General features: G+C 74.0%; 16 protein-coding genes. 2 read left to right on the forward strand and 14 right to left on the reverse strand.

Translation table 11 applies throughout. From position 1 onward, the window contains the following. Positions 1-32: 32 nt before the first annotated feature. The 4 genes from IEY99_RS09300 to IEY99_RS09315 form a co-directional block, all read right to left on the reverse strand. Positions 33-3,371 carry an SCO7613 C-terminal domain-containing membrane protein gene (locus IEY99_RS09300; protein WP_189201421.1) on the reverse strand — a complete coding sequence of 1,113 codons (3,339 nt, stop codon included), beginning with the start codon at positions 3,369-3,371 and terminating at the stop codon, positions 33-35. A gap of 58 nt (positions 3,372-3,429) precedes the next feature. Beyond that, on the reverse strand, positions 3,430-6,054 hold the full coding sequence (locus tag IEY99_RS09305) for an MGH1-like glycoside hydrolase domain-containing protein (RefSeq protein ID WP_189201423.1): 2,625 nt from the start codon (positions 6,052-6,054) through the stop codon (positions 3,430-3,432). A 313-nt stretch (positions 6,055-6,367) separates the two neighbouring features. Then, a complete protein-coding gene (locus IEY99_RS09310) occupies positions 6,368-7,189 on the reverse strand; it encodes a metal-dependent hydrolase (RefSeq protein ID WP_189201425.1) in 822 nt (273 codons plus the stop codon). 92 nt (positions 7,190-7,281) lie between these two features. Then, positions 7,282-7,863, reverse strand: coding sequence for a DUF1707 SHOCT-like domain-containing protein (locus tag IEY99_RS09315; protein ID WP_229798388.1), 582 nt, complete (start codon positions 7,861-7,863; stop codon positions 7,282-7,284). Positions 7,864-7,962: 99 nt separating this feature from the next. On the opposite strand from IEY99_RS09315, the gene IEY99_RS09320 reads away from it, so the two are divergent. Together IEY99_RS09320 and IEY99_RS09325 are read left to right on the forward strand one after the other, a co-directional pair. Continuing rightward, positions 7,963-9,159, forward strand: a complete 1,197-nt coding sequence (locus tag IEY99_RS09320; RefSeq protein ID WP_229798390.1) for a sensor histidine kinase — start codon at positions 7,963-7,965, stop codon at positions 9,157-9,159. Beyond that, entirely contained in the window at positions 9,156-9,866 is a 711-nt protein-coding gene (locus IEY99_RS09325) for a response regulator (RefSeq protein ID WP_189201431.1), read from the forward strand. The genes IEY99_RS09320 and IEY99_RS09325 overlap by 4 nt, the downstream gene beginning before the upstream one ends. 4 nt (positions 9,867-9,870) lie before the next feature. Here the strand turns inward: IEY99_RS09325 and IEY99_RS09330 are convergent, their stop codons facing one another. The 10 genes from IEY99_RS09330 to IEY99_RS09375 all read right to left on the reverse strand — a co-directional run bounded on the left by IEY99_RS09330 (position 9,871) and on the right by IEY99_RS09375 (position 20,625). Then, positions 9,871-10,353, reverse strand: a complete 483-nt coding sequence (locus IEY99_RS09330; RefSeq protein WP_189201433.1) for an NUDIX hydrolase — start codon at positions 10,351-10,353, stop codon at positions 9,871-9,873. Between the two features lie 10 nt (positions 10,354-10,363). Beyond that, on the reverse strand, positions 10,364-12,277 hold the full coding sequence (locus IEY99_RS09335) for an amylo-alpha-1,6-glucosidase (RefSeq protein ID WP_189201435.1): 1,914 nt from the start codon (positions 12,275-12,277) through the stop codon (positions 10,364-10,366). Between the two features lie 110 nt (positions 12,278-12,387). Continuing rightward, positions 12,388-13,377: a DUF2332 domain-containing protein gene (locus IEY99_RS09340; protein ID WP_189201437.1), complete on the reverse strand. Its 990-nt coding sequence runs from the start codon at positions 13,375-13,377 to the stop codon at positions 12,388-12,390. Between the two features lie 68 nt (positions 13,378-13,445). Beyond that, positions 13,446-14,057, reverse strand: coding sequence for a type I-E CRISPR-associated protein Cse2/CasB (gene casB, locus IEY99_RS09345; RefSeq protein WP_189201438.1), 612 nt, complete (start codon positions 14,055-14,057; stop codon positions 13,446-13,448). Between the two features lie 187 nt (positions 14,058-14,244). Then, positions 14,245-16,047, reverse strand: a complete 1,803-nt coding sequence (locus IEY99_RS09350) for a bifunctional 3'-5' exonuclease/DNA polymerase (protein WP_229798392.1) — start codon at positions 16,045-16,047, stop codon at positions 14,245-14,247. A gap of 40 nt (positions 16,048-16,087) precedes the next feature. Beyond that, positions 16,088-16,228, reverse strand: coding sequence for a hypothetical protein (locus IEY99_RS09355; protein WP_189201440.1), 141 nt, complete (start codon positions 16,226-16,228; stop codon positions 16,088-16,090). 40 nt (positions 16,229-16,268) lie between these two features. Beyond that, positions 16,269-17,201, reverse strand: a complete 933-nt coding sequence (locus IEY99_RS09360) for a carbohydrate ABC transporter permease (protein WP_229798394.1) — start codon at positions 17,199-17,201, stop codon at positions 16,269-16,271. 19 nt (positions 17,202-17,220) lie between these two features. Next, a complete protein-coding gene (locus IEY99_RS09365) occupies positions 17,221-18,132 on the reverse strand; it encodes a carbohydrate ABC transporter permease (RefSeq protein WP_189201442.1) in 912 nt (303 codons plus the stop codon). A gap of 52 nt (positions 18,133-18,184) precedes the next feature. Continuing rightward, on the reverse strand, positions 18,185-19,615 hold the full coding sequence (ngcE, locus tag IEY99_RS09370; protein ID WP_189201444.1) for an N-acetylglucosamine/diacetylchitobiose ABC transporter substrate-binding protein: 1,431 nt from the start codon (positions 19,613-19,615) through the stop codon (positions 18,185-18,187). A gap of 35 nt (positions 19,616-19,650) precedes the next feature. Next, positions 19,651-20,625, reverse strand: coding sequence for a MurR/RpiR family transcriptional regulator (locus IEY99_RS09375; RefSeq protein ID WP_189201446.1), 975 nt, complete (start codon positions 20,623-20,625; stop codon positions 19,651-19,653). Between the last annotated feature and the right edge of the window lie 190 nt (positions 20,626-20,815).

Genomic DNA, 20,815 nt, shown 5'->3' on the forward strand with positions numbered 1-20,815 from the left:
CGCCGCGGGCCGGCACCTGGTCCCGCCGGCGCTCAGCCCATCCGGGTGAGGGCGGCGCGGACGCGGGCCATGTCGCGGCGGCGCCGTTCCAGGGTCATGGCCAGGCCGACGAGCAGCAGGCCCGCGGCCGCGAGGGGGATCCAGCGCGGCAGCAGGTCCCACACCCGGACCAGCTCGTGCAGGGCCACCAGCACCAGCACCGCCCCGCCGGTCACCACCGGCGCCTGCAACCGCGCCCGCGCCCCGGCCAGCAGCACCGCCAGTGCCGCCGCCCCGAGCAGCAGCCGGCGCACCGGCTCGCCGTCGGCGACCAGCACCGATGCCAGGGTGGGCAGCAGCGCGGCGGCCAGCGCCGGGCCGTAGGCCACCCAGCTCGACACCGCGGCGCGGCGGCGGGCCAGCCAGCCGGCGAGCAGGGCCACCCCGGCCGCCGGGACCGTGTACGCCTCCACGACCGCGACCTGCTCGGCGGCCAGCAGCAGCCACCACCCGCCCAGCTCCGCCGCGGCCGCCGCGACGACGTGGCCGCGCCGGCCGCCCGCCTCCCGGACCAGCGCGCGGAGGCCGAGCGCCACACCCCAGAGCGTGCAGACGGCGGCCGCGTACCGGATCGAGCCGGCCGCGAGCAGCAGCGCCACCCCGGCCCCGCCGTGCGCAGCGGCCTGCACCACGCGGCCCTCCACCGCGCGCCGCACGGGCACACCGGCCGCCGTCCCGCGACCCTCGACCCGGCGGCGCCCGAGGAACACGCGCGCCGCCGTGCCGCTGCCCTGGACCGGGCGGCGCCCGAGGAACGCACCCGCCGCCAGCACCAGGGCCGCCGCCGCCAGCACGACGAGAGCCGTGCGCTCGACGGGCAGCTCCGCCGCCCGGCCCGCGGTGCCGGCCATCACCAGCGCGGACCCGGCCGCACCCGTGGCACCGGCGATCCGGGCCGCGAGCGCCCGGCCGCCGCTCGCGGCCACCACGCCGGCGACCAGCGTCGCGCCGAACGCCGCCAGGGTCGCGGCGTGGGTGGCCAGCGCGCCGGCCAGCGCGGTGCCGAGCAGCCCGGCAGCCACCGGGGTCAGGACGGCGGCCCGCCGGGCGGTGCCGCACAGCGCCGCCACCACCAGACCCGCCAGACCCGCGAACAGCGCCGCGCCCGGCACGCCGGGCCAGGGCACCCGCGCCGCCGCCGTGGCCAGCACCGCCGTCACCGCGACGACCGGCGCCGCCGTCCAGAGCGCCGCGGACCACCCGCGCAGCAGCCGCGCACCGATCGCCGTGGCGACCGCAACCGTCGCCACCGCGACGACGTCGGCCCCTGCGACGGACCCGGTCCACCGCGACCCGGCGTGCATCCACGGACCGGCGAAGATCGTCACCAGGCCGCCGCCGACCCCGGCGAGGAACGCCGCCCCCAGCAGCACCGCGGCCACCCCGGCCGGCCAGAGCGCGCCCGGGCCGGCGCCCGGCCGAGGCTCGCCGCGGCCGAGCACCGGCAGCATCGCCGCGGTCAGGACCAGGCCGGCGGCCGCGTAGATCGCCGGCGAGTCGCCCGAGGCCAGCGCCCACAACGGCGCGGTCGCCACGACCAGCAGCACCGCGGACGAGGCCCGGCCGACCCGGTACGCCGCGGCCACCAGCGCCGCGGCGGCCGCCAGCACCACCCGGCTCTGCACCGCCGGCGACCAGCCGGCCTCCGCGGCCGCCTGCCAGAGCGCCGCCGGGAGGGCCGGCACGGCGACGGCAAGAGCCGCGCCCCCGATCCACCGCGGCCCGCGCCACGCCGTCGCCGCCGCGAGGCCGGCGACCGCCAGCAGCGTCGCCGCGGCCACCCCCGGGCGCTGCCCCGAGACGGCCACCGCGTGCAGGGCCAGCGGCGCGGCGACCCCGGCGGCCCAGCCGGCGCCCCGGGTCACCAGCACCAGCGCGGCCGCCGCCACCGCGAGGTCCAGCGGGGATGTGCTCCACCACGGCAGATCGAGTCCCGCGGGGAGCGCGAGCGCGAGGACGGCCGTCCCGGCGAGCGCGGCCGGCAGGAGCGGCAGCACGGCCGTCGCACCCGCGGTCAGCAGCGCGATCACCACCGGCAGCCGCCAGTCGGCGTCCCCGGTGAGCATCGCGGTCCCGGTCGCCTGCACGACCACCAGCGCCGCCGGGACGAGCACGACGAAGGCACCGATGCGGGGCCCCGGCCGTACCGTGGCGGGCAGCAGCGGCACCGCCAGCGCCGCCGCCGTCACGACCAGGGCGACCAGGACCGGCGCCAGGTGGTCGCCGCCGGCGACCGCCGCGAACCGCCCGGCCGCGACCACCGACGCGACCACCACCAGGGCACCGGCACCGGCCCGCGCGGCCGGCCAGGGCGTCCCCTGCGTGCCGGCCAGCACCACCAGCGCCGCCACGACCAGCGCCGCGCCCGCCACCGCCGCCTTCCCGGAGGTTCCGGCCGGCACCAACGCGGCCAGCCCGGCGAGCCCCGCGGCACCGGCGGCCAGCGCGCCGAGGCCGTACGCCGCGAGCTGGACGGCCCCCACCGCCGACGGCCGCAGCCGGACGACGGCCAGGTCGACCAGGGCGACGGCGCTCAGCGTGAACGCCCAGCCGGCCGCGTCCGGGTGGAACGGCGCCACGAGCAGCGGCAGCACCGGCTGGGCCACCGCCAGGGCGACGAACCGCGGGCCGGCCAGGCCGGTGACGTGCTCGTAGCCGGCGGCGACCGCGGCGGTCACCGCGCAGACGGCCCCCGCGTAGCCGAGCGCCGAGTAGTCCGCGATGCCGAACAGGTTGACGTACCAGGCCGCGTACCCGTCGAGCAGAACCAGCAGCAGGCCGACCGCGGCGAAGGTCTCCGCGGTGGCGGTCAGCCGCCGGCGCAGCGCGACCAGCGGCGCGGTGAGGGCCACGACGGTGACGACGGCGAGCAGCCCGGCCCGGCCCTTCAGGCCGAACTGCGACCAGGCCACGGCGGTGAACACGATCGCGGCGATCGCCAGCAGCAGGCCGCCGAGCGAGAAGAGGGTGTTCTGCACGAGCCGGGTGGACGCCTCGGTCATCAGCCGGGCCGACGCCTCGGCGGTCGCCGTGGTCACCGGCGCGGTCATCGCGGGCGCGGTGGCCGGCCGCGGCGCGGCCTTCGCGGCGGCGGAGACGGCGGCCCGCACCCGGGCGGCGGCGGCCTCGCGCCCGGTCCAGGCCCGGCGCAGGGCCGCGTCGGCGACCGTCACCGCCTCCCGCGCGGCCGTCAGCCGGGCGGTCAGCACCGGGATCTCCGCGTCGAGGCGGACGACCTCGGCGGCGTCGGGGTCCGGGCCGCGGCCGCAGGCCGGGCAGCCGGTGGCCAGGGAGGCTTCGGTACGGCAGAAGGGGCACGGGTACGCGGTCACGCGGTAGATCCTCGCGGCCGTGCCCGCCGATCTCCTGAGTCGCCGTACTCAGCGGTAGCTAGGTGCCCGGCCGGTGCAGGGTGAGGATGAGGTCGACGACCAGGGCGGTCCAGCCGGTCTGGTGCCACGCGCCCAGCCCGGCGCCGTTGTCGCCGTGGAAGTACTCCGGGAAGGCGATCAGGTCCTTCCAGGCCGGGTGGTTCTGGAAGAGCTCGCAGGCGCCGTACATGGGCCGCCGGCCCTGCTGGTCGGGCACGAACAGCGACACCAGCCGGCGGGACAGGTCGTCGGCGACCCGGCTGAGCGGCATCTTCGTCTGGGCGCCGGTCGGGTACTCGACCTGCAGGTCCTCGCCGAAGAACGCGGCGAACTCCCGCAACGCCTCGACGAGCAGGAAGTTCACCGGCATCCAGACCGGGCCCCGCCAGTTCGAGTTGCCGCCGAACAGGCCGCTCGTGCTCTCCGCGGGCTCGTAGGCGACGGTGAAGTCGGAGCCGCCCAGCGAGACCGTGAACGGCTTCTCCAGGTGCGAGCGCGACAGCGTCCGCAGCCCGTACGGGGAGAGGAACTCCTCCGGGTCGAGCATCCGGGCCAGGATGCGCAGCAGCTGGTCCTGGCCCACCATCGACAGCAGGCGCTGCTGGCGGCCGTCCGCCGAGAGCCGCCGGGCGCTGATCACGTCGGCGTAGTCGCTCTGGTTGGCCAGCAGCCAGCGCAGCCGGGCGCCGAGCTCCGGCAGCCGGTGCAGCGTGCCGGCGCGCAGCCGGGTCGTCGCCGCGAGTGGGAGCAGGCCGACGATCGAGCGGGCCTTCAGCGGCACCTTGTGGCCGTCGGGCAGGCGCAGCACGTCGTAGAAGAAGCTGTCCTCGTCGTCCCACAGGCCCTGCCGGTACGCCGCCTCCGCGATGTAGGCGAAGTGCTCGAAGAACTTCGTCGCCATGTCCTCGTACGTGCGGTCGTGCAGCGCGAGGTGGATCGACATGTCCAGCAGGTTGAGGGCGTACATCGCCATCCAGCCGGTGCCGTCGGACTGCTCGAGGACGCCGGCCACCGGCAGGGCCGCCGAGCGGTCGAACGGGCCGACGTTGTCCAGGCCGAGGAAGCCGCCCTCGAAGACGTTCTTGCCGCCGACGTCCTTGCGGTTGACCCACCAGGTGAAGTTCAGCAGCAGCTTGTGCATGACCCGGGCCAGGAAGTCGTGGTCACGCCCGCCGTCGATCTCGAAGACCTTCAGCGCGGCCCAGGCGTGCACCGGCGGGTTCACGTCACTGAACGCCCACTCGTACGCGGGGATCTGGCCGTTGGGGTGCATGTACCACTCGCGCAGCAGCAACAGGAGCTGCGCCTTGGCGAAGCCCGGGTCGACGCGCGCGATCGTCACGCAGTGGAACGCCAGGTCCCAGGCGGCGTACCAGGGGTACTCCCAGGGATCCGGCATGGAGATCACGTCGAAGCTGTTCATGTGCCACCAGGCGTTGTTGCGCCCGTAGCGCCGGCCCGGCGGCGGCGGCGCCGAGCCCGGGTCGCCGTGCAGCCACTGCTTGACGTCGAAGTGGTAGAACTGCTTGCCCCACATCAGCCCGGCGATGCCCTGCCGGGCGACGGCGGCCTCCTCCTCCGACGCCGCGGCCGGGATGAGGTCGGCGAAGAAGGCGTCCGCCTCGGCCCGCCGGGCGACGACCACCTCGGCGAAGCCGGCGCCGAGGTCGGCCTCCACCGGCTCGTCCGCCTCGGTGAGCCGCAGCCGGATCTCGCGGGTCTCGCCCGGGCCGAGTGTGACCTCGTAGTGCAGCGCGCCCTTGGTGCCGGTGCCCGCCGGGTTCACCGTGGGCGCGCCCGCCACGAGGAAGTCGTTGATGCCGTCCTTGGGGAACATGCTCGTGCCGGGCCGCCCCCACAGCCGCTGCGAGTTCGTCTCGTTGTCGCACATCAGGGCCGGCGGGTCGCCCTCGCCCGTCAGCATCAGGTACCCCAGGCTGCGGTGCAGGCCGGTGATCCGGCCTGGCGCCCCGGCCAGCACCGGGACCTGGCGGTTCGGCAGCCCCCACGACCAGGTGTTGCGGAACCACAGCGTGGGCAGGACGTGCAGCGTCGCCTCTTCCGGCCCCCGGTTGGCGACACTGATCACGATGCACAGGTCCCGCGGCGAGGCCTTGGCGTAGTTGACCGTCACCACCCAGAACCGGTCGTCGTCGAAGACGCCGGTGTCGACCAGCTCGTACTCCGGCTCCTCGCGCGAGCGCCGCCCGTTGACGGTGACCAGCTCGTTGTACGGGAACGCCCGCTGCGGGTAGTGGTAGCGCCAGGTCATCCACGAATGGGTCGGCGTGGAGTCCTGGTACCACCAGTACTCCTTGACGTCCTCCCCGTGGTTGCCGCCGTCGCCGCCGAGCCCGAACATCCGCTCCTTGATGATCGGGTCCCGGCCGTTCCACAGCGCGAGGGCGAAACAGAACGTCTGCCGGTCGTCGCAGACCCCGGCCATGCCGTCGTCGTTCCACCGGTACGCCCGCGAGCGCGCATGATCGTGCGGGAAGTAGTCCCAGGCGGTCCCGTGCTCGCTGTAGTCCTCCCGCACGGTCCCCCAGGCCCGCTCGGCAAGGTACGGGCCCCAGGCTCGCCACGGCTGCTCCCCGGAGTCCGCCTGCGCCAGGCGCTCCCGCTCCGCCACGCCGTCGCTCACCCCCACTCGCCCATTGCCCGGTCCTTCGCACACTAACGGACATCGTCACCTTATTGATCGACTACCGGATTCGCCGCCCCCGAGAGGACCCGTCCGCCGGATCCGGCGCGAGCAGCTCCGAAAGCCGCTCGCTTGCCTCCTGCTCCGTGCACCACGCCCAACTCCGCAGCTCGTCGGCGGCAAGCCGGATCTGCGCGGTCTGCTCCGGCGTGAGGACGCCACCGTCGAACACCATCAGGACCGACCTGCCGAGTTGCGCCCGGGCGTCGCGTCGGGCAACGGCGGCCGGCAGGCGGCGCCACGGGGCGACCGGCTAGCCTCCTGCCCACTTCTCGAGGTCGAGGTTGCTCAGGACGTGGGGGGCGAACATGCCCAGCACCGCCAGGACCGCCACCAGGGTGAAGAGGGAGCGCAGGACCAGGGTCTCGCCCCTGCCGCCGACCTTGACCGCCATGCCGTTCGGGACGCCGACCATGCGCCACATGCGGCGGCCCGTGGGGATGGGCCAGAGGATCGGGACGCCGTTCTTGGTGATCATGTCGCCGAGGAGGTGGACCACGCAGCCGACGCCGACCGCCAGGCCGAGCATCGGGTAGCCGCGGTCGCCCGGGAGGTGGGCCGCGGTGAACCAGGCGATCACGCCGGAGCTCAGGGTCACGATCAGCCAGCCGGCGCGCTCGGCCCACTCGTCGAACAGGCCGCGCAGGGCGAGGCCGGCCATGAGGAAGACGATCGCGACGACCGCCCACTTGCCGTACGAGGCGCAGAGCGTGGTCGTGCCCCAGCCCACCAGGCCGGCGAACGGCAGCGTGTGGGTGAACGTGCGGTGCCCGTTGGTGCGGCGGGGGTCGCGGCTGAGTTTCGTCGCCGTGTAGATGCCCAGCGAGACCTTCTCCACGACCTCCGCCACGAAGAGCGAGAACACGCCGAAGGTGCGGGCCACCGTCGCGCCGCCCTGGTTGCGGGTGACCTTTCCGGACAGGTCCAGGTCGGGCAGGAGGGCGCCGCCGGCGCAGACCGTGGCGCCGACCGCCACGGCCAGCGGGCTCTGGCCGTACCCGGCGAAGTGGGCCATGGCCCAGCTTCCGGCCAGCCAGACGGACGCACCCGACAGTGCGTGCGACGGACCCATCATGGTTGTGCCCACCCCTCCCCGTAGGGCGACCACTGTCGCATCGAGGGGTGGGGTGGGCAACGACCGCCACGTCTACTGTGGAGTGCTGAAGATCACCGATGGTACGGCGCGAGGTGGGCGCGGTAGTACCGGTCGCGGTGGTCGGCGCCGTGCCGGGCGTGCTTCAGCAGGCCGATGACCAGGAACGCGAGCGGGATCGCCGGCCAGAAGAAGTGCGCGCCGGAGAGCGCCCAGAGCCCGGTCAGCAGCGCCGCCACCAGCGCCACGAAGCCGGCGTGGCGGCGCACGTCCCGGCGTGTCGCGGCGCGGGCCTGCGGCGTCCCGGCGAGCGCCCGGCGGCCGCCGTCGGGCAGGTCGGCGGTGAGCGGGACGAGCTCGTCCCGGAACGTGGCGGCGTACCCGGCGCCGAGCCGTTGCTCGCCCTCGTCCAGGGTGAGGCGGCCCTCGGCCATCGCGGCGCGCAGGATCGTGGCGACCTGCTCGCGCTCGGCGTCGGAGGTCCGGAGCCGTTGCGGACCGGACCACGGTGCGTCGCTGGGATGCATGCTGACCTCCAGGTGCCAGGGCGGGTTCTGCCCCTTCAGCGTGACCGTCGCGGCGCCGGGCCGCGTCGCCCCGGCGGAGCATCCCGTACGCGGCCCGGCGGCGCAGCCGAGCGCACCGGCGTACGCCACCGGGAGTATCCGGCCGGGCCCGGATACTCCCCGGGGAGCAGCGGCGGACCCACCCGCGCGCCGACGTCGCGACGGCACGGGTGCCGTAGCGTCGTCGGCGTGCAGAGTCGGTACCGCCCCGGTCGGCGGCCGCCCCGGGCCACCCGGCACGGGGGCTGGCCGGGCGCCGTCGTGGCCGCGCTCTGCTTCCACGTCTTCGGCAACCGGTCTCAGGTCGCCGCGCTGGACCGTCCCGCCGTCCTGGTCGCCTGGGCGTTGCTGCTGGCCGGACCGCTGGCGCTGAGCCGCCGCGACCGGGCCCCGATCGCCGTGCTGGCGGTGGCCGGGGCGGCGAGCGTCGGCTTCGCGACGATGGTCCGGCCCTCCTGGACGTTCGCGGTCGCCCCGGCCCTCGCGCTCTTCACGGCGGTCAAGGCCGGCCGGGTGCGCCCGGCGCTCGCGGTCACGGCCGCCCTGTACGCCGCGTACCTGGGCGCCACCTGGTTCTTCCCCGGACCGCTCGGGGTGGGCGAGGTGGCCCGGCCGGGCGTACGGGTCGCCGCGCTGACCGCGCTGGCCCCGGCGCTGATCGTCTTCCTCGGCGGCGCGGCGCGGTCGCGGGCCGAGTACCTCGCCGAGATGGCCAAGGTCCACGCCGAGCGGGCGCGCGCCCGCGAGGAGCAGGAGCGCCGCCAGGCGTCCGACGAGCGGCTGCGGATCGCTCGCGAGCTGCACGACGTCCTCGGCCACCACCTGTCGCTGATCAACGTGCAGGCGGGGGTGGGCCTGCACCTGATGGACAACCGCCCGGAGCAGGCCCGCGAGGCCCTCACCGCGATCAAGACGGCGAGCGCCGAGGCGCTGCGGGAGGTACGGGCGGTGCTCGGCGTCCTGCGCCCCGAGGAGGAGGCGGCGCCCCGGCAGCCGGCGCTGGGCCTCGACCGCCTCGACGACCTCACCGCGGACGCCGGACTGCCGGTCACGACCACCACGTCCGGCACGAGGCGCCCGCTGCCCGCGGAGGTCGACCGGGCGGCGTACCGGATCGTGCAGGAGGCGCTGACCAACGTCCGCCGCCACGCCGCCGCGGGCGCCGCCGAGGTCGCGATCGAGTACGCCCCCGCCGAGCTGCGCCTGCGGATCCGCAACGACGGCGCCGCGGCGGGCGAGCCGGACGGGTCCGGGTCCGGGATCGCCGGCATGCGCGCCCGCGCGGCCAGCCTGGGCGGCACGCTGACCGCCGGCCCGCTGCCGCAGGGCGGCTACCTGGTGACGGCGACCCTGCCCACCGTCACCACCCCCGGGGAGGAAACGTGATCACGGTGCTGCTCGCCGACGACCAGGCGCTGGTCCGGGCGGGGTTCCGGGCCCTGCTCGACGCCGAACCCGACATCGACGTGGTCGGCGAGGCGGGCGACGGGCTGGCCGCGGTGCGCCTCGCCGCGCAGACGCGCCCGGACGTGGTGCTGATGGACATCCGCATGCCCGGCGTCGACGGCCTGGAGGCGACCCGCCGGATCGTCGCCGAGCCCGCGCTCGCCGCGACCCGGGTGGTCATCCTCACCACGTTCGAGCTGGACGAGTACGTCTTCGAGGCGCTGCGCACCGGCGCGTCGGGGTTCCTGGTGAAGGACACCGAGCCGGTGGACCTGCTGCGCGGCATCCGGGCGGTGGCGGCCGGCGACGCCCTGCTGTCACCGAGCGTCACCCGGCGGGTCATCGGCGAGTTCGCCACCGCGGCCCGGCGCGGCCGCGCCGGCACGCCGCCGTCCCCCGCGCTCGGCGCGCCGCCCGGGGAGGCCGATCGCCGGCTGGAGCAGCTCACCGACCGGGAGCGCGAGGTGATGGTGCTGGTCGCCGAGGGGCTGTCCAACGACGAGATCGCCGGCCGGCTGCTGATCAGTCCCGCGACGGCGAAGACCCACGTCAGCCGCGCGATGGTCAAGCTCGGCGCCCGCGACCGGGCGCAGCTCGTGGTGATCGCGTACGAGGCCGGGCTGATCCGCCCCGGCTGGCTGGCCTGACCGGCTACAGTGGCTCGCCGGGCCGGGCGAACCAGGCCGGGGCGCCGTCCTCGAGCGCCGTGCGGATGCGCCGGTGGGCGAACGCGCTCAGCTCCGGCAGGCCGTCCAGCGGGAACCAGCCGACCGCGAGCGACTCGGAGTCGTTGACCCGGGCCTCCCCGCCGACGGCCCGGCACCGGAACCAGGTGTTGACCATGTGGCAGCGGTCGCCGTGGGGATAGGTGACCTCGTGCAGCGCGACCCCGGCCAGGCGCTCCACCTTCACCTGGACCGCGGTCTCCTCGGCCACCTCGCGGACGACGGCCTCGGCAGGCTGCTCGCCGGGGTCCATCATCCCGGCGGGGATCGCCCACCGCCCGTTGTCGCTGCGCTGCCCGAGCAGGATCTCACCCCGGTCGTTGAGCACCACGGCACTGACCGTGGGGAACATGATCAGGTCGTGGCCGACCTTGGCGCGCAGGTTCTTCACGTACTCCGATGCAGGCACGCGGGCAACCCTACGGCCCGGAGAGCCGGCGGGCGCGCAGCGACTCCGCGACCGACCAGGCCTGGAACGGGCAGCCGGTGGCGCCGTGCGGGGCGTCGGCGTCGGCCGTCTCGGAGACCGAGCCCAGCCCGTACTCGCCCAGGTGGCCGTCGGCGTCGGACAGCGTCTGCTCCGCCGAGACCCCGAGCCGGTGCCAGGCCGCCACGTACGGGCCGGTCAGCCACGGCCAGACCGTCCCGGTGTGGTAGGCGGAGTCCCGCTCGGCGGGCGTGCCGCGGTGCCGCCCGCGGTATCCGGGCGACCCGGGCGCCTGGCTGCGCGGGCCCAGCGGCGTCATGAGGGCCGTCCCGATCGCCTGCAGCGCGGCCGGCTCGGGCCGCAGCGGCGCGTACGGCAGCGACCAGGCCAGCAGCTGGTTGGGCCGCAGCGTCGCGTCGTCGCCGCCGGGGCCGTCGACCACGTCGTACAGCAGCCCGTCGCCGGCCGGGAACCGCCGCGCGAACGAGGCGAGCGCCGCGGGATGGGCCCGTACGGCCGCTCCCGCGTTCGTCCGCGCCTGCCACGCCAGCTTGATCACCATCGCCAGCCCGTTGATCCACAGGGCGTTGACCTCGACCGGCTTGCCGGCGCGCGGCGTGACCGGCACGCCGTCGACCCGGGCGTCCATCCAGGTCAGCGCCTCCCCCTCGGCGCCCTGCCGGAGCAGGGAGTCGGCCGGGTCGGCGCCGATGCCGTACCGCGTGCCGGCCAGGTGCGCGTCCACCACCGACCGCAACGCCGGCAGCAGCTCGGCGGCCAGGTCGGTGTCGCCGGTCAGCGCCACGTGCCGACCCACCGCGTGCAGGAACCACAGGGTGCCGTCGACCGTGTTGTACTCGACCGTGCCGGTGTCCGCGGTGTTGGCGAGCATCCCCTGCGACAGCGTCGCCGCGTAGTGCTGCAGCAGCGACCGGCCCAGCGACTCCCGCCCGGTCGCGAGGAACAGCCCCTCGTAGCTGATCATCGTGTCCCGCGACCACGCGCCGAACCACGGATATCCGGCGACCACGTCCGGTCCGCTCGCGGTCTGCACCACGAAGGCGTCGGCGGCCAGCGCCAGGGTGGCCTGCGCGTCGTCGGCCGGTGCGGCCGCCGCCACGACCGCCCGGTTCCGGGTACGGGCCGCGGCGACGACCTCCTCGGCCGGCGCGGGCACCGCCTCCAGGCCGTCCGCCCACGCCGACACCGACGCGGTGGACCCGGCCTGGCGCAGTTCGGTGTGGAAGCTCCCGGCGTACCAGAGATCCTCGGTGGGGGTGAGCCCGCGCGCCGCCTCCTCGCGGTGCCGCACCCCGCGGTACCACTCCCCCACGCCGCGGAAGTCCGGCCCCGAGATCCGGTAGGCGCCGTCGACCACGCACCCGCCGGCCACCTCGTCGACCACCGGTGGGGGTCCGCCGGCGGTCCGCTCGCCGTGCACGTCCCGCCAGGTGCACAACGCCTCCAGGTGCAGGCTGATCGGCCCGCCGGTGAGCAGCCGGTGGACGACGGCGACGCTGCTGCGCCCGTACTCCATGGCGATCTCCCGCTCGAGCACCACGTCGCCGATCCGCCAGCGCCACCGCGGCAGCCCGTCGACCAGCTCGAACCCCGACATCAGCCGGTAGCCGCGCGGCTCGACGGCGCCGCCGGCCCACTCGTGCGCGGCGAGCCGCACCACCGCGCCGGACGCGAGGGTGACGACCGGGTCGAGCGCGACCAGACCGAGCCGCCGGCGGGCGGGCGACTCCCCTGCCACGACGAGCAGCCCGTGGTAGCGCCGCGTCCGCAGCCCGTTGACGGTGCCCATCGCGTAGCCGCCCCGCCCGTCGGTGACGAGCCACTCCCGCAGGGCGCCCTCGTCGGAACTGCCGCACACCTGCGGCCCGAACGCGATGCGGCGCATGTTCCCCCGATTCGTTGCCTCGCCAGACCCTCCGCCGGGCACGCTATCGGGTACGGGAGGGGCGCACCGCCGGACGACACGTCGTCCCCAGGGTGATCCTCACGAGGGTCCTATGTCCGCGGACCCGCCTCGACCGCGCCCCGGCGCGGGAGCCAGTCGATCTCCTGTCCGTGCGGCCCGGTGAACGCGACCGGGTCGCCGTCGAGCGCGAGCAGGAACCTCGCGGGCCCGCCGGTTCCGGCCGGCACGGTCGCCGCCAGGCCGGGCAGCACGCCCGGGTGCTCGTTGGAGACCCAGTGGCCGGGCAGGCCGCGGACCAGGTCGGTGAAGGCGGCGCGGGTGTCCGGCGGTACGTAGGCCAGCACCGCGCTGTGGAACACGACCAGCGTGGCGTCGGCCGGCGCCTGGGCGGCGAGCGCCGGCAGGCCGGTGAGCAGGTCGCCCGTCACCAGCCGCGGCGGATCGGCGCGGGCGACCCGGGCGGCGGCGTGCAGCCGGTCGCGCCGGTGCTGCTGCTCCGGCCAGACCAGCGCGTCGAGCCAGCGCAGGTCGTCGTCGTCGGCCACGTCGAGGGGATTGAGGTCGATGCCGGCGCGCCACACCACGGTGGGTACCGAGCTCGGCAACGGCACGTCGCCGTTGGTCGCGCAGGTGAGCAGGACCGGGCTGTCCGCGGGCCCGAGCACCGGGGCGTCGTCGCCGTAGCGGTACCGGTAGGCGTCGGGATACAGGCACAGCCCCGCGGAGGCACCGACCTCGAGCAACGCGAGCGGCTGCGGCAGGCGGGCCAGGACCGGCAGCAGGGTGGCACAGCGCGCCGGTTCGTTGGTCTGCGTCCGGCGCTGCCGCATGGTCTCGGACAGCGAGGACCAACGTCGCCGCGCCCAGGCGAGGAAGCCGTCCGGCGTGTCCATCGGAGCGCCCAGATACCGGGCCGCGGCGAACAGCAGGTTGGGCTGGCGCTTCTCCGCGGGCAGCCCGTCCAGAAGCTCCAGCACCCGGCGGTCCGCACCGACCGCCTCGGCCAGCGCCTCGTACGTCGGGGACTGTCCCCGGGCCTCCCGCACCGCGAAGTCGCGATACCACTGTGCCGTCGTCATCGGATCAGCCTGTTCGCACCACGCCGATCCGCGCTATGACGGCGATCTCCGTCGGACGGTGCCGGGAGTCACGATGCCTTGCCGGTGCTCCGGGTGATGCCGTAGAAGTCGCGCATCCAGAGGGCACGGACGCTGTCCCGGCCGTCCGGGTGCCGGAAGTCGAGCAGATCGTCGGCGAGCAGGCCGTAGTCCAGGGGGATGCGCCGCTGTCTCAACAGGCCGATCAGCTCGCGCAGGTCGTGGGTCAGGACGTCGTAGGTCGTGGCGTTGCCCAGGGCGACGAACCGGCGGCGCACGGCCGCGCCGCTGTCCGCCTCGTGGGCGAGCCTGCTGACCGCGGCGCCGAGGCTGATGCCGTCGGCGTGCATGGGCGCGCTGAGCGACTGCTGGTGCACCGCGTACAGGGTGAGGGCGGTGTGCTTGGCCCACTCCTCGTCGACCGGTGCGTCGCCCGGTGGGTGCCGGAAGAACCGGTCGGGCACGCCGGTGACGTCGAGGACGGCCGACGCGGAGCCCGGCGGTCTCGTCACGGCCCCGCGCAGCTCGGACATGAGCGCGACGACGGCCGGGTCGCGGCGCCCGAGCGTGCGGTTCTGCAACGCGAAGACCGTCTGGGCGGTGTGCTGGCCGAAAGGCCGGCGCCGCCGGACGCGGGGCGGCGTGGGCGAGGGGACTGTCATGCCGGGACCTCCTGGGAGCCCGAAGCTACTCCCTCGCCCCGCTCGGGTGGGGTGTTCCGCTCCTGCCCCGTCGAGGTCCGCATTCGTCGCTCCGGGCGGGGATCCGCAGTTCATGGCGGCGGCGACCACTCCCGTCGGCAGATACGCGTTGTCGCGTTACCGACAAACGGTTTTCACTCGTGCGGTGTCAGGCCGCGTCCGCATAACACTCCACAACGGAGACGTCCAGAGGGAAGCGGACCGCCGTGTCGCCGAAGAGCAGCCTGCCCGCTTGGGCGGCCGCCGCGTGGACCGCCTCGACCACCTGGTCGGCCTCCTCCTTGGGGCAGTGCACTCCCACCTCGTCGTGCACGAAGAGGACGATCTCGGCCCGCATGCCGCAGAGGGCCGTGCGCAAGGTGGCGAGCAGGACCAGGGCCCACTCGGCCGCGGTGGCCTGGATGACGAAGTTGCGGGTGAAGCGGCCCCGGGCCCGGCCGGTGGCTCCGCCCTGGGGCAGCTCCGCCGAGCCGGCTTCCTCGGGCGGGTCGAGGCCCGCGTCGCGCCAGGCGGTGGAGGCCGGCGGGCAGGTGCGGCCCAGCCAGGAGCGGACCAGGCCGCCCGCCTCGCCGGTGCGGGCGGCGGCCTCGACGTACTCGAAGGCGGTCGGATAGCTCTGGCGGAGCACGGCGAGGGCGGGGATCGCGGCGCCGCCGGTCTGGCCGTACATGGCGCCGAGGAGGGCCACCTTGGCCCTGGGACGGTCTCCGGCGAAGGCGTCCGCGGCCAGGGCCGCGTAGAGGTCGTCGGCCTCGCCCGCCGCGGCCAGGCGGGTGTCGCCGGAGACGGCGGCCAGGACCCGGGGCTCGAGCTGGCCCGCGTCGGCGACGACGAAGCGCCAGCCGGGGTCGGCCACCACCGCCCGGCGGACCACCTTGGGGACCTGGAGGGCGCCGCCGCCGCGGGTGGCCCAGCGGCCCGACACCACGCCGCCGGGGACGTACTCCGGGCGGAACCGGCCGTCGCTGACCCAGGCGTCGCGCCAGGCCCAGCCGTGTGCCGTCCAGATGCGGTAGAGCTCCTTGTACTCCAGGAGCGGCTTGACCGCCGGATGGTCGACGCGGCGCAGGACCCAGGCGCGGGTGTTGGGGATGTCGATGCCGGCCCGGGCGAAGGCGCGCAGCACCTCGGCGGGAGAGTCGGGGTGCAGGCCGTGCATGCCGAACGCGGCGTTGATCTCGGCGGTCAGCTCGGCCAGCCGGCGGGGCGGCCCGACCGGCTGCGGCGGGCCGAGCAGGTCGCGCAGGAGCTCGTCGTGGATGTCGCCGCGCCACGGGAGGCCGGCGTGGCCCATCTCGGCACCGACCAGCGCACCCGCCGACTCGGCGGCCACCAGCAGAGAGAAACGACCGGCCCGCCCCGAAGCGCCGGCCCGCCCGGGATCCGTGGCCCGCCCGGGAGCGCCCGGCGGTCCGGCGCCGGCCTGCCCCGGACCGCCGGGCGACGCGACGGCACCCGCGGACCGCTCGGCGGCCGTGATGCGCCGGTGCTGGTCGGCGTACACCTCGGTCAGGGTGTGCAGGAGGACCGGGCCGTCGGCGGCCGGCGGGCCGTGGGTGGCCTCGAAGAGCGCGCCCTGGGCGAAGCCCGGCGGCTCGGCGGCCCGCGGCGGCGGGTCGGGCGGGACCGGCGCCCCGGTGAGCCGGGCGGACGCGGCGGCGAGCGACCGCGGCTCGCCCCACCGCCCGGCGTGGCCGAGCAGCAGCGCCTCGGTGAGCTCGACGTCGTGGCAGCGGCCGACCCGCACCCCGGCGCGCAGCAGGACGGGATAGCACTCGGCGGTGGACGCCCACACCCAGCGTGGCCGATCGGCCGCCTCGCGGGCGGCGATCGCGGCAGGCAGGTCGGCGACCGGCTCCGGCGCGGAGGCGGGGGTGCCGTCGGCAGCCAGCGGCTGCAGCCGCCCGCGGCCCCGCCAGCTCCCGTCGTCGGACACCACCGCTACCAGCACGAAGCCATTCTGGATCAGGGGTACGACAGAAACCGGCAGATCAGCGGAGGCGCTGGACCGCCCTCGCCACGGCGGCGCCGGCGGCGATGCCGACCACCGGCCGGAGCATCGACGGCAGCCCCGCCCTCCGCATGATCTGGTCGGTCAGCCACGTCGTCGCGACACCGCTGACGGCGGTCAACACAAGATTCGATGCCTTCATGGAAGACATGTACCACGTACTACTTCGTCGCGCCCGCGGTCAGGCCGGATTGGATCTGGCGCTGGAAGAAGGCGTACACGAGGATCATCGGGAGGATCGAGAGCGTGAGCGCCGCGAACAAGGCGGCCCAGTTGGCCTGGTAGCCGGCCGAGACCGAGATGTTGGCGATGCCCTGGGTGAGCACCCACTTCTCGTCCGCGCCGGCGCCCTGCATGATGGCCACCGGCAGCAGATACTGGTTCCACTGGCCGACGACGTTGAAGATCGTGATGCTGACCAGGCCGGACCGGGCCATCGGCAGCATGACCTGGAAGAACAGCCGGGTGTGCGAGGCGCCGTCGACGACCGCCGCCTCCGCGACCTGGTTGGGCAGCGTCTTGAAGAACGCCGTCATGAAGAAGACGGTGAACGGCAGCGAGTAGGCGATGTAGACCAGGATCAGGCCGGTGTACGTGTTCAGCAGGTTGAGGTTCTGCAGGATCAGGAACAGCGGCACGATGGCCATGAAGACCGGGAACGCCAGGCCCGAGACGAACAGGTAGTAGATGAAGCGGTTGCCGAAGAACTTGTAGCGGGCGAGGACGTAGGCCGCCATCGAACCGAAGATCATGGTGCCGGCGGTGCTGACGGCGACCACGAAGACGCTGTTGAGGAAGTAGCGGCCGATGTGGGCCTCGGTCCAGGCCGTCCGGTACGTCTCGAAGGACAGCTTGCTCGGCAGGCTGAACGGCGCGTGGGTGAAGATCTCGGTGTTGCTCTTGAACGAGGCCAGGACCACCCAGATCAGCGGTGCGATCACGAGCAGGCCCCAGATCGCCAGCGCGATGTGGGCGAAGCCGCTGAAGAGCCTGATCTCGCGCTTGTCGCGGGCCGCGGCGGCGGAGTGCCGCGCGCCCGGGTAGGGCACCGTGCCGGGCGGCGGGGTGGAAACGTCGGTACGCAGGTTGGTCATCTCAGGCTCCCGGTACGGCTCAGAGCTCGACGGCGTCGCGCCGGGTGACCCGCAGGGTCAGCGCCGCGAAGGTGAGGGTCAGGAAGAACAGCACGACGCCCATCGCCGAGGCGTAGCCGAACTGTGCGTAGTCCTGCATGTTGCGGAAGATCTCCAGGCCGAGCACGGTGGTCGCGCCGTCCGGGCCGCCGCGGTCCACGGACATCACGTTGACCAGGGCGAAGGCGTCGAAGGCCGCGATACCGAGGTAGACCCACGCGACCTGCAGCGTGTTCCACAGCAGCGGCAGCGTCACCTTGAAGAACAGGGTGCCGCGGGTGGCGCCGTCCAGCGCCGCCGCCTCGTAGATCTCCGCGGGGATGGACCCCATGCCCGCGGAGAACAGCACCACGTAGAAGCCGACCGCCTGCCAGACGAGCACGGCGAGGATCGACCACAGTGCCAGGTTCTTGTCCGCGAGGAAGAGGATGGGTTCCGCGCCGAACTGGTTCAGCAGGCCGTTGATCAGGCCGCTGTCGTCGGGCGAGTAGACCCGGGCGAAGATCACGGCGACCAGCGCCAGCGCGAGCAGCTGGGGGAAGAAGAACACCACCCGGTAGAACTTCGACCCCCAGACCCCTTGGGTACGCCCGCTCTTCGACCCGCCGCCCACGTTGAGCAGGAACGAGAAGAAGAGCGCCAGGATGATGGTGAACAGCGGCAGGAAGACCAGCAGGAGGGCGTGGTGCCGGATCGCCTTCCAGAACGTGGTGTCCTCGAACAGCTTGGTGAAGTTGTCGAAGCCGATGTAGTTCACCTCCGGCGAGAATCCCCGCCAGTTGGTGAACGACAGCTGGAAGGCCTGAAGGTAAGCCGCGACCACGAACGTGCCGTAGATGGCCACCGGCACGATCAGGAAGCCGATGATGAACGGGTACCTGCCGTGCTTCATGGTGCTGCGCTCCGTCCGTGATCGCGGTTTACGTCGTCGAGGGGATGAGAAATCAGCGCTTGAACTTCTCGATGGACGAGTCCTTCTTGACCGCGTCGGCGACCTTCTGCACGCGCTCGCAGAACTTGTCGGCGCTGCCGCCCTGGTACATCAGCTCGTTCGTGGCGGCACGCACCTCGTCGTCGAGCTTCTTGTACCACGTGTCGAAGCGGAAGCTGAAGGTGTCCGCACCGGCCGCGGTGAGGGCCTTGTTGCCGGAGGTCAGACCGGGGCTGATCTCCATGCCGTCGGTGGCGCCGGCGACCACGGTCAGGGTCTTGGTGAGCTGGGTGAAGCCCACGGCGCCGGCCTTGGAGAGCATGTGGCGCAGGTACTCCATGCCGCCGCGCGGGTTCTTGCCCTTGCTGGCGACGAAGTACTGCTCGCCGGCCGCGGCGTAGAGCGCGGAGACCGGCAGCTTGTCCGAGGTGGTCACGCTGGGCAGCGGCATGAGCTGGTAGTCGAAGCCGGCCGGGGTGTCCTTGGCCTGCTCGTTCTCCAGCCAGGAGCCGGACGGGTACAGGCCCACCTTGTACTGGTTCTGCTTGAGCTGGACCTCGGTGTGCTTCTGGCCGAGGAACGCCTTGTCGGAGTACTTCGCGCCGACCTCGGCCCACGCCGCCGCGGCCTGCTTGACGGCGTCGTTGGTCCAGGCCCCGTCCTCGAGGTTGTCGATGTTCTTGAGGATGTCGGCGCCACCGATCTTGGCAGCGCTGGTGAGGATCACCGTGTACTGGTAGTACGGCGCGTTCGCTCCGGCGTACCCGTAGGGGGTGATGCCCTTGGCCTTCATCTTGTCCAGCAGCGCGGTGAAGTCCGCCCAGGTGGTCGGCACGGTCCAGCCGTTGTCCTTGAAGAGCTTGCCCGAGTACCAGAGGCCGAAGACGGTGAAGGCGTAGTTGAGCACGTACGGCTTGCCGTTGAACGTGCCCTGCTCGACGGTGCCCGGGATGAGGGTGTCCTTGACCGTCTTGCCGGGGATGTCGACCGACGGCGCGGCGTACAGGTCGGTGAGGTCCTGCACCTGGCCGGCCTGCACGAGGGCGCCCTGGTCCATCAGCTTGGAGCCGGAGTTGTTGATCATGTCCGGCGGGTTGCCCGCGGTGAACCGCGGCTGCACCACGGTGGCGATCTCCTCGGTCTGGTTGAACGTGACCTTGGAGTTCGGGAAGAGCTTGTTGTACGAGGGGATGTGGACGTCGGTCGCGTACTTGGTGCCGAGCCCGCCGTTGAAGATGATCACCTCCAGCGGCTCGTCCTCCTTGATGCCGAGGGGGTTGGTCGCCGAGACGGTGCCCTTCGGCTTGTCCCCGTTGTCCTCGCTCTTGCCGCCGCCGACGCAGGCGCTCAGCATGCTCGCGGCGGGGGTGGCCAGCAGGCCGACGGCCGCGGCGCGGCGCAGCAACGTCCGGCGGTCGACCTGGGGCTCAAGGATGTCGGTCATGGGCTTCTCCTCGGGGGGTGCGGAAGGCGGAAACATCACGGGGCGGAGCTGCCGTCCTTGACGGCCTTGTGGCCGCTGACGGCTTGGGCGGTGCGCTGGAAGGCCGCGTGTGAGCGTTCGTGGGTCCGCTGGGCGACGGCCACGTAGAGCAGGTCGAGGACGACCAGCTGGGGGTGGCGCGCGGAGAGCGCGTCGGGCCGGAACGTCGTGGCCTGGGTGGCGGTGAGCAGGACGATGTCCGCGAGCTCGGCCAGCGGCGACCGGGGGAAGCTGGTCAGCGCGATGGTGGTGGCGCCGTGGCTGCTGGCCTCGGCGAGCAGCTCGATGGTCTCGCCGGTCTCGCCGGAGTGCGAGATGCCCAGCGCGACGTCGCCCGGGCGCGACAGCGCGGCGCTGGCCAGCCCGTTGTGCACGTCGGTCCAGGCCCATGCGGCGACGCCGATGCGGTGCAGGCTGAACTGCATCTCCTCGCCGACGAGCGCGCTGCCGCTGGCGCCGAAGATGTTGACCCGGGGCGCCTCGGCGATCGCCACCGCGGCCCGTTCGACCTCGGCGAGGTCGAGCAGCGCGGCGGTGTCGTGCATGGCGCGGGTGTCGGCCGCCATGATCTGCGCGAGGACCCGTTCGAGCGGGTCGCCGGGCTGGATCTCGCGGCCGATGTCGATGGTCCAGCCGGCCGAGCGGGCGCGGCCGGTCTCGGCGGCGATGCCCAGCCGCAGGTCGGCGTAGCCGTCGAAGCCCATCGCCCGGCAGAACCGGGTCACCGTGGCGGGCGAGGTGCCGCTGCGCTCGGCGAGCTCGACGATGGTGGCGCGGGAGGCGGCCGCCGGGTCGGCCAGGACCTGCTCGGCGACGCGCTGGAGCGCGCCGGTGAACTCCGGCAGGAGGGTGCGCACGCGCACCAGCACTCCGTCGCTCGCGGTGGGCGGCGCGGGGGCGGGCGCCTGATCGCGCTCCAGCGGATCGGCCACCACGGTTGAGGCGGTGCCGTCCACGTCCGGCTCGACCATGGGCCGTCCTCTCAGAAAGGAGAATTAACTGTCGCGGTAAAAGTTCTTACTGCGAGGCCCCTTCTGTCAAGACCGTGGGTGAACTTTTCAAGGCGTCACGAAGAGCACGTGCGGCATCTACGGTCTGCAATCCCATTCGGCCCAGGATGGGTGACCTCGCACACAAACAGCCTTTTGCCCGCGTTCACGC

Source organism: Couchioplanes azureus, from assembly GCF_014648355.1.
Lineage (GTDB): Bacteria > Actinomycetota > Actinomycetes > Mycobacteriales > Micromonosporaceae > Actinoplanes > Actinoplanes azureus.

Excerpts from the sequence above, each read along its gene's own strand:
- IEY99_RS09310 (WP_189201425.1), bottom strand. The coding sequence starts at position 7,189 with ATGATGGGTCCGTCGCACGCACTGTCGGGTGCGTCCGTCTGGCTGGCC.
- IEY99_RS09335 (WP_189201435.1), bottom strand. The coding sequence starts at position 12,277 with ATGCGCCGCATCGCGTTCGGGCCGCAGGTGTGCGGCAGTTCCGACGAG.
- IEY99_RS09340 (WP_189201437.1), bottom strand. The coding sequence starts at position 13,377 with ATGACGACGGCACAGTGGTATCGCGACTTCGCGGTGCGGGAGGCCCGG.
- casB (WP_189201438.1), bottom strand. The coding sequence starts at position 14,057 with ATGACAGTCCCCTCGCCCACGCCGCCCCGCGTCCGGCGGCGCCGGCCT.
- IEY99_RS09360 (WP_229798394.1), bottom strand. The coding sequence starts at position 17,201 with ATGACCAACCTGCGTACCGACGTTTCCACCCCGCCGCCCGGCACGGTG.
- IEY99_RS09365 (WP_189201442.1), bottom strand. The coding sequence starts at position 18,132 with ATGAAGCACGGCAGGTACCCGTTCATCATCGGCTTCCTGATCGTGCCG.
- ngcE (WP_189201444.1), bottom strand. The coding sequence starts at position 19,615 with ATGACCGACATCCTTGAGCCCCAGGTCGACCGCCGGACGTTGCTGCGC.
- IEY99_RS09375 (WP_189201446.1), bottom strand. The coding sequence starts at position 20,625 with ATGGTCGAGCCGGACGTGGACGGCACCGCCTCAACCGTGGTGGCCGAT.